This window comes from Nocardia sp. NPDC003345, from assembly GCF_053589395.1.
Genome location: NZ_JBSFRU010000613.1, coordinates 1 through 1,233 on the forward strand (window position 1 = coordinate 1; position 1,233 = coordinate 1,233).

A 1,233-nucleotide genomic window follows, 5' to 3' on the forward strand; every position below is an offset into this window, starting at 1 on the left:
GTGGGGCCCGCCCCGGGTCTGGAGCGACGGAGCGAGGGAGCGCAGCGACTGAGCGGAGGAGTGAAGACCCGGGGTTAATAGGGCCCCACCCTCGAGCGGCGGAGCCGCTCCAAAATTACAGCGCGACCCTTCGCGAAGGGGCACCTCCGAACCTACCTTCGCGGAGAGGTCACCTCTCAACTCACACTTCGCGAAGGGCACATCCCAACTCGCCATCGCGAAGAAGCCGCCCAAAATTTCAGCCCCACCCTTCGTGAAGGGGCGCACCCCCGAACTCACCGTTCGCAGAGAAGTCGATCCCAACTCACCCTCGCGGAGGGGTCGATCCAACTACACCGCCCGCAAATGGTCGCGGCTGGCGTAGATGTGTTCGGCGATGAGGTTCGCTACGCGTTCCGGGGTTTCCAGCATCGGGACGTGACCTGCCCGGCGCATCATGATCCGGTCCGCCGATTCCGGGAGTTCGCGCAGAAAGCGGCGCCCGTATACCCGGGCGGGCAGGACCCGGTCGGAATCGGCGAGGATCAGGCGTACCGGGGTCGTGAGACCGGATATATCGGAGACCACCGACCCGCGCAGGGTGGCGGCGATGAGGGGGAGTAGGGCGGGGCAGTGCAGGCCTGCGCGGATCTGCGCCGCGATATCTTCGCGGGGGACGGCGCGGGTGTCTTTGACCAGTGTGTGGGCTACCGCGCTGCGAATGATCCGGCTCTCGGCCGGGAAGTCCTTCAGGTGCTTGCCGATTTCGAGGATCTGGTGCAGGGCAAGGAATTTGCCGGCGGCGGCGAATTGCGCGGTGGATGGGGTTTTCCAGCCGCCGGCGGGGGCGATGGCGGTGAGGGTGCGGGCGCGGCCGCGCCGCGCCAGCTCGAATCCGACCCAGCCGCCGAGGGAATTGCCGGCGATATGACAGGTGCGCCAGCCGAGGTCGTCGAGCTGGGCTTCGACCCGGTCGGCGAGTGTCTGCGCGGTGTAGCGGCGGTCGGCGAGTTCTTTCCCGCCCCAGTGCCCGGCGAGTGCGGGCGCGAAGACCTCGCAGCGGGCGGCCAGCAGGTTCGCGGTGCGTTCCCAGCAGTGTGGCGAGAGCAGTACGCCGTGCAGCAGCAGGAGCGGGGCGCCCGACCCGACGTGCAGGGCCTCGACCGGCCCGGGTGCGGTGGTTGCTGAGGTGCCTGACATCGGTGTCGTCACCCCTTCCTGGCAAGTAGCGGTGACCTGTCATTGTACGGTCGG

At 68.0% G+C, this 1,233-nt stretch carries 1 protein-coding gene; it reads right to left on the reverse strand.

The annotated features are described in order from the left end of the window. Nucleotides 1-330 precede the first annotated feature (330 nt). Nucleotides 331-1,179 (reverse strand): alpha/beta fold hydrolase, encoded by an 849-nt coding sequence (locus tag ACWDU1_RS32435; protein WP_450004232.1) that lies wholly within the window; start codon nt 1,177-1,179, stop codon nt 331-333. Nucleotides 1,180-1,233 lie beyond the last annotated feature (54 nt).

Bases quoted from the DNA above. Each gene is read 5' to 3' on its own strand.
- ACWDU1_RS32435 (WP_450004232.1), bottom strand. From the start codon at position 1,179: ATGTCAGGCACCTCAGCAACCACCGCACCCGGGCCGGTCGAGGCCCTG.